Origin of the sequence: Pseudomonas sp. SIMBA_041, assembly GCF_046535095.1 — a bacterium.
Lineage (GTDB): Bacteria > Pseudomonadota > Gammaproteobacteria > Pseudomonadales > Pseudomonadaceae > Aquipseudomonas > Aquipseudomonas mucoides.
This window is the reverse complement of the sequence record NZ_JAWRXJ010000327.1, coordinates 1-270: the sequence shown is the minus strand read 5'-3', so window position 1 is coordinate 270 and position 270 is coordinate 1. Positions and strand designations below refer to the sequence as shown.

The following is a 270-nucleotide window of genomic DNA, read 5'->3' as shown; positions in this document are numbered from 1 at the left end:
GCCCTTCGATCTGATCGTCATCAGCGAGATCGGCTATTACCTGGACGCCGCCGACCTGGCGCAACTGGTGGCACGGGCCCTGGGCTCCCTGGCCGCGGATGGCCAGCTACTGGCCTGCCACTGGCGCCCGCCCATTGCCGAGTGCCCCCTGGATGCCGGACAAGTGCACGAACTGCTCCATCGCCATTTGCAACTGCCACGCTTGCTGGAGCACCAGGAAGCGGACTTTCTCCTCGACCTCTGGGGCCGCGAAGCGGATTCGGTCGTGAC

1 pseudogene is annotated in these 270 nt (G+C 65.9%); it reads left to right on the top strand.

What is annotated here, in order from left to right:
• A pseudogene (locus SB725_RS31345) lies at positions 1-270 on the top strand (SAM-dependent methyltransferase); the annotation flags it as partial.